The following is a 6,664-nucleotide window of genomic DNA, read 5'->3' as shown; positions in this document are numbered from 1 at the left end:
GCCGGTGTCGCGGAACCAGGCGTCGTCGGTGGTCATCTCGACGACGGTGACGTTCTCGTCGTTCTCGAAGACGGCCTTGCAGTTGGCGTAGTCGACCTGGTTGGCGCACATATAGACCGGGGTGAACTCGGAGATGGCGCGGGCGATGGCGGCATACTGCTTCTGGGCGGGCTTGGCGCCGTGGGCCCAGGTGTCGGTGCGGTGGGGCCAGCCTATCCACACGCGGTCCTGGGGGGCGAACTCGGCGGGCATGAAGAAGCCGTCGGCCCTCGGGGTGGACTCGGACTCGGTGATCGTACGCATAAGATTTCCTCCAAACCGGACGATCGTCTGCCGCGGGCGGGCTGCCCGCGGCCTAGGACCAAGAGATGGCGGGCGCCCGTCCCCCGGCAGAGGTCGGGGCGCCCGGCGCCGGTTTTCACGGGGTCGCACCGGCGGGCGACGACGTAGCCAGGTGCGCGGAGACGGGACGCACGAGGGATACGGGAGAGGGGTCGGGGCGGTCGGCGGCTGCCGGAGCTATCGCCTGCACCCGCCCCGGGGAATGGTTGGCGGACCCGTCGCCCGGGCACGCCTCCGAGGAGGCCGGGGTGCCCGGAACCGGGTGCCCTAGTTCTCCTCGGCCTCCTCGGCGAGGCGCTGGGCGGCCAGCTCGGGGGTGAGGCCCTTGTACTCGGTCTCGCGGCCCTTGGCGCTGACGACGCGGACGACCTCGCCGATGAGCACGAGCACGATGAAGATGACGATCATCGGGACCTTCTCGCCGACCTCGGCGGCGGAGAACGGCACCAGCGTCGCGACGATGGCCAGGATCAGCTCGATGCAGGGGATGGCCAGCATGACCTTCATCATCGCGCCCTTGAACGGGAACGTGAAGATGCGCTCGCGGTTCGGGTCGTTCTTGCGGAGGTTGAGGAACGCCGGGAACATCGGGATGTAGGTGAGCAGCAGGAAGACGACGGAGGTGCCGAAGAGCATCCAGAAGACGCCGTCGGAGATGGCGTCGACGGGAACGAGCTGCAGGCAGAGGACCAGGGAGGCGACGACGGCGTTGACCAGGTTGGCGCCGTTGGGCATGTCGTCCTCGGAGATCATCGAGGCGAAGACCTTGGGCATGTTGCCGTGCTCGGCGGCGTAGCGGGCGACGGAGTTGACGCCGAAGGACCAGGCGGCCATGTTGGCGAACAGGGTGATCAGGAAGGCGATGCAGATGACCTTGAAGAGCACGGAATCGCCCACCATGGTCTGGACTGCGACGATCATGCCGTAGTCGGGGTCGATGGAGTCGGCCGGGATGGCGGCGCCGATGCCGAAGCCAGCGAACAGGTAGATGACGGCAATAGCCACGCCACCGACGACGATAGCCTTGGGGATATCGCGAGCGGGATCGGCCATGTCATCGGTCATGGTGCAGATAACCTCGAAGCCCATGAAGTTGAAGATGATGATGGACAGGTAGCCCAGGGCGTTGGTGTTGGTGAGCTCGGGCAGGAAGGTGGCGGCGGACATGTCGTTCGCGAAACCGTTCTCCATGGCATACCAGATGCCCAGGGCGCCGACGATGACGGCTACGGCGACCTTGATCAGGGCGCCACCGTTGAGGACCCACTCGGAGTCGGCCGCCTTGGAGCGGCCCATGAGGTAGACGATCCACACGAAGGCGAGCTCGATGCCCATCTTGGCGATCAGGTTGAACTCGACGCCAAAGACCATGCCCAGGATGTCGGGGAACATGGTCGCCAGCGAGGCGATCCACAGCGGGTAGTTGACCCAGTAGTAGTACGAGATGCGGGCGCCCCACTTGTCGCCCAGGCCATCGCGTACCCAGTCGTAAATGCCGCCCTCGCCGTCATAGGTGGTGCCGAGCTCGGCGACGACCATGCCGTAAGGGAGCAGGAAGGTCAGGATCAGGAAGATCCACCAGAAGAACTGCTGGTTGCCAATGGCAGCAGCGGGAGCGGCGGCCTCGCAAACGAAGACGACGCAGATGATGGTCGAAATGACCGTCAGGAAGGAAAGCTTTTTCTTTCCGTCACTCATATTTAATCCTTTGCTCAGTCGTTTTCAGACAGGGCGCCAGTGCTTACGCGCAGTGGCGCAGATGATGGGCAGCAAGAGACAAGCATCTGCTGCCGCCCATCAGAAAGCATCGTACAGGCCATACCACACGTCGGTGTAGATGAAGTCGGCGCCCTTGATGCACTCGGCTGTCGTCGGAGACTTTGCAGTTCTCCTCGCCGATGGCCATGAGGTCGCCCATCTCCTGCGAAGGCGGGCGAGCCGTAGCTCGCCCGACCTGGTACGTCTTACAGACCGTGCTTACCGAAAGCGGCCATGCGCTCATTGATGGTGGCGCGGTATGCCGCAGCCTTCTCCTCGTCGGGCTCGCTCTGGGGGCACAGAGTGGCCAGGATGGCGCGAATGGAGTGCTTGCGGTTCTCGGCCTCGACCCAGCACAGGGAGCGCTCGGGATCGTCCATGACCTCGTCGACGACTTCCTCGCCACGGTTGGCGGGCAGGCAGTGCATGAACATGCTGTTCGGACCGGCAACGTTCATCATATCCCAGGTCACCTGGTACTTCGGATAGAACACATCCATGTAGCTGGAGCTGGAGACTTCACTGTCGTAGAGGCCGTACCACACATCGGTGTACACGAAGTCGGCGCCCTCGATGCAGGAAATGTCGTCGGAAATGGTGATGGTGCCGCCGGAGACCTTGCAGTTCTCCTCGCCGATAGCCATGAGATGCTTGCCGAACTCGGCGCGCTCCTCATCGGTGCCAATATGCAGGCAGCCGTCGGGAATCTGATGCCCCTTCGGTCCGAACTGCACGAAGTCCATGCCCATCTTCGTGCAGATGAACATGAGCGACGCGCAGGTCTGGGTGGCATCGCCGATCCAGGCAAACTTGCAGTCCTCGATCTTCTTACCGGCGGGCAAGTTCTCGATCATGGTCATGAGGTCGCCGAGCTCCTGGGTGGGATGGTTGTACTCGCTCATGCCGTTGATGACGGGGGCCGCGGAGTACTTCGCCAAGCTCACTACATCCTTATGACGATCGACGCGTGCCATGAGGATGTCGACGAGGCTTCCCATAACGCGGCCGGAGTCCTCGATGGACTCATGGCCACCCAGCTGGATGGAGCCGGGGCCGAAGAACTGGGCGTGACCGCCGAGGTCGCTCATGGCCGTCTCGAAGGAGATGCGGGTACGGGTGGACACCTGCTGGAAGATCATGCCGAGGGTCTTGTCCTTCAGCAGGTGCGGGTACTCGCCGCCCTCCTTGATGAGCCCCTTCATGGCGATGGCCAGATCTACCATGCCGAGCAGCTCTTCTTTTGTGAAGTCGTTGGTGTCGATGTAATCCTTGACCATTGAAATCTCCTTCAAAATTCGTTGGCCGGACCGCCCCTTGCGGACCGCGCTCCCATGAAGCGCCCCGAAATGAGCGAGACGCTCCCTTGCGCCACACAGCATGGGACGCACCCGTAGTTTTGAGAAGAAATAACCAGGATTATTTTCAGATTACATTAGCTCACCGCACACCTTACCCTGGCTAATCCTAGCTAATCCTAACTAATCCTAACTAGTCCTAACGCCTAGACGGATTGATATTGAACTGGTTTCTTCGCCCTGTGCGCCGCTGTCAACACCTTGCGCCTCCGTTCTAAGGAACCGACGCGCCCGACGCCCAAGAATACGTAGACGAGCTGCTCCTCGCCCTCTGCGAGCACTGTCACCTGACCGCGCGCGAGCGCGTCATCTTGAAAGAGGTGCTGCAGGGCAAGGACAACCAGAACATCGCCAGTTCGCCGCAACTGGCCCTGGGCACCGTGCAGGCCCATGTGCACAACATTCTGAAGAAAACCGGCACCACCACCCGCCAAGAACTCAGCCAGCTGTTCTGGAAGGGATGAAGAACGGCCGAAGACGGCTGATCCCGTAGGGGGCGGCCGCAGCCGGTGTGAGGGAGATTGGATGCAGACTTATCGGAGTCGACCCCGACGATGGTCAGCTTGGCATCGTCGATGTTCACGGTGAACTGGTCGGTCACGTCGTTGCCGTCGGAATCGATGACGACGGCTTGGCCGGAAACCTTGACAGGGTACTCGCCTGTATCGGTGCCCGTTGCAGAAGCCTCAACGCCGGAAACGTAGAAGGTCTGACCATTGATCTGGAACTCCAGGGTCTCGAAACCGGATACGGACTTCTCGGTGCCGTCGTAGATCACGGACTTGGAATTGGGAGTGAGGGTGATCTGGTACTTCTCGCTACGGTCGGTAACGGTCAGGGTTCCGTACGTCTTGTTGATCTGATAGTTGTCCAGATTGGTTCCCTCGTTGGGGATGCATTCGAATGCATTCTCGGAGGAGCCGACGATCTTCTGCGAGCCGGTGAAAGAATAGGTGGCACCTTGGCCATCGACCCAACCAGTATCCCGGGCAGCCTCCCCAACGGTGACCTTGTGATTGGTCAGGGGCTTGCCGTCGTACTCCTTCGAACCACTCGCGGAGGTCAGGGTGACCGGACGCTTTTCGACCGTCAATTTACCTTCGTTCTTCACGATGTTGTAGTATTCGGCAATAGACGGGTCGAGCGTTACACGAATCGCATTTTTCGATGTGCCACAATCGGTCTGAGAACCTACAAACTCTATTTCCATATGGTGAATAATAACCGAGTCTTTGTTGGCTATGCGTCGTTTGAATGTAATTACCTCTCTAATAAATCAAATATGTTACTTTTCAGCACCATCAAACCAGATTCTGCCTCCTTCGAATTAGGCACCCACCCCATCAAGACCACGAAGCATCCCCGCCCTCAGCCTCGGCCTGTTAGTCGTGTGCCTGTTCACCTGGGAGAAAGCATGCCAAAGGCAGCGCTGGACCATGGTTTGCGGCCACACCTCCGCAACCGCGCGATGAGGACGACGAGGTCCCTGGCGAGGTATATGCCGTCGACGAAGACGACCCTGTGGACCTCGTCGACGCACTCGGGCATGGGCCAGACCTCCCGGAACTCGGCCGTCCTGCGCCTGAAGGCCCGACCGCCGCAGTAGGGGCAATAGACGGCCTTCATGGGCACCTCTTCCGAAAGGGTTTTTGACGGTTCCGGAAAAGGGTTATCTACCTGCGGGAACGATAGGCAACCGGACACACATTCTGTCCGAGCGGTTAAAAGCGGGCACGGAATTTAAACGGCTGAAAAAGGGGCATCGACCTGCGCCGATGCCCCGAACGTGGACACACATTTTGTCCTATAAGCCCCCAACGTGGACACACATTTTGTCCTATAAGTCTTAGCCAACAGATTGCCTGCACAAAAAACATGGCCACCCGCAAAGGGTGGCCATGTAGATTCTATCTGCAAGAAATCTTTTGCGTGCGTGGTGTGCTTTCGCGCATTCAGTCATGCGCACCTTCGCGCTTTCACACTCTAGCACGTTCATGCGTTCATGCGTTCACGCTTTCCGCATTCTCGCGTTCGCGCTTTCGTACTGGTCTATTCGCCTGTGCGAATTACCACGTGCGGGAATTCATCTGGCGGAACTGAGCAACGGTTGGAGCGTGCGAATTCATGCCGCCGTCAACGTTGATGATCTGTCCCGTGGTGTAGGTGCTTTCATCGGAGCCAAAATATACGGCTGCATGAGCAATGTCTTCTGGGCAACCGTAGCGGTTAACCATGATGCTACCCAAGAAGATATCTTTGAGCATCTGAGGAACCTTCGCCTCGTTTTCTGGCGTAACAATCAAGCCTGGACGGATGCAATTGCAGCGGATGTTGTCTTTGCCGTATTGCAAGGCAACGTATTGCGTGAAGATGTCTACGCCCGCCTTGGCGCATGCATAAGCGGTAGAACCTAAGTCGCCTGCACATGATGCCATAGAGCCAATGTTTACGATTGCGCCGCCACCAATTTCTTTCATGTAGGGGATAGCGCACTTCGTTGCATAGAAGGTGCCGCGCAGGTCGCTTTCCAAAATAGCGTCCCACATTTCAAGGGTGAGCTCGTCAACACGACCGTCCTTGAGGGCAACGTTTGCTGCATTGTTTACCAAAATATCGAGCTTGCCGTATTGCTCTACAGTGTCTGCAATAAGCGCTTCGATGCTTGCTGGTTCGGTAATGTCGAAATAGTGGAAGCTTGCCTTGCCGCCTGCTTCAACAATTTGATCAACTACAACTTGGCCTTTTTCGGCACGACGACCACTAATAACAACCGTTGCGCCCTCGGCTGCGTATACCTTTGCGATACCGATGCCAATGCCGCTGGTGGAACCCGTTACGATAGCAACTTTGCCTTCGAGTCTACCCATTGTGTTCCCTTTCTCGTTCAAATAATCGATAAGGTATTTGTATTCCTTTTTTGCGTGTTTGTGAATATTTGCATAGAAAAAGCGGATGGCAGGCGTGTGGATTTCGGCAGGAAGGGAAGGGGCCGGCCGCGTAGCGTGCACTGCCGTATTCTTTTCTGCAGGAAAATATGTTGAGCTGCTCGTTTTTCTGTTTGAATAGTAGACAGATTTAGCATGGTCAGAGGCTGCTAGCAAACAATTTACCCCCTCAACAAATCGCTTGCTCTCTGACATGCCATGCTCGCGCACAAAGTTGGGGCCTTCCCAGACGGGAAGGCCCCTTTGCTGATTATCTTAGCGCTT

General features: G+C 58.4%; 5 protein-coding genes and 1 pseudogene. 1 reads left to right on the top strand and 5 read right to left on the bottom strand.

Annotated elements, in window-relative coordinates; genetic code table 11:
- From ACTQXI_RS07960 to ptcA, 3 genes are all read right to left on the bottom strand, one after another.
- Positions 1-303 (bottom strand): agmatine deiminase family protein (locus ACTQXI_RS07960; protein WP_441548491.1); only part of this gene is annotated, 303 nt, incomplete at its 3' end.
- 306 nt (positions 304-609) lie between these two features.
- Positions 610-2,040 (bottom strand): APC family permease, encoded by a 1,431-nt coding sequence (locus ACTQXI_RS07955; protein WP_441548490.1) that lies wholly within the window; start codon positions 2,038-2,040, stop codon positions 610-612.
- Between the two features lie 266 nt (positions 2,041-2,306).
- Positions 2,307-3,377, bottom strand: coding sequence for a putrescine carbamoyltransferase (gene ptcA, locus ACTQXI_RS07950; protein WP_441049117.1), 1,071 nt, complete (start codon positions 3,375-3,377; stop codon positions 2,307-2,309).
- Positions 3,378-3,775: 398 nt separating this feature from the next.
- Here ptcA and ACTQXI_RS07945 point away from each other — a divergent pair, with 398 nt between their 5' ends.
- Entirely contained in the window at positions 3,776-3,919 is a 144-nt protein-coding gene (locus tag ACTQXI_RS07945; RefSeq protein WP_441049123.1) for a LuxR C-terminal-related transcriptional regulator, read from the top strand.
- A gap of 893 nt (positions 3,920-4,812) precedes the next feature.
- On the opposite strand, the pseudogene ACTQXI_RS07940 reads toward ACTQXI_RS07945, so the two are convergent.
- Together ACTQXI_RS07940 and ACTQXI_RS07935 are read right to left on the bottom strand one after the other, a co-directional pair.
- Positions 4,813-5,048: pseudogene (locus ACTQXI_RS07940) on the bottom strand (hypothetical protein); the annotation flags it as partial.
- A gap of 473 nt (positions 5,049-5,521) precedes the next feature.
- Entirely contained in the window at positions 5,522-6,595 is a 1,074-nt protein-coding gene (locus tag ACTQXI_RS07935) for an SDR family NAD(P)-dependent oxidoreductase (protein ID WP_441049115.1), read from the bottom strand.
- Between the last annotated feature and the right edge of the window lie 69 nt (positions 6,596-6,664).

It is taken from the genome of Collinsella sp. LCP19S3_C9 (assembly GCF_052121575.1).
Taxonomy (GTDB): domain Bacteria; phylum Actinomycetota; class Coriobacteriia; order Coriobacteriales; family Coriobacteriaceae; genus Collinsella.
The sequence above is the reverse complement of the archived record's forward strand: the minus strand, read 5'-3'. Positions and strand labels throughout refer to the sequence as shown.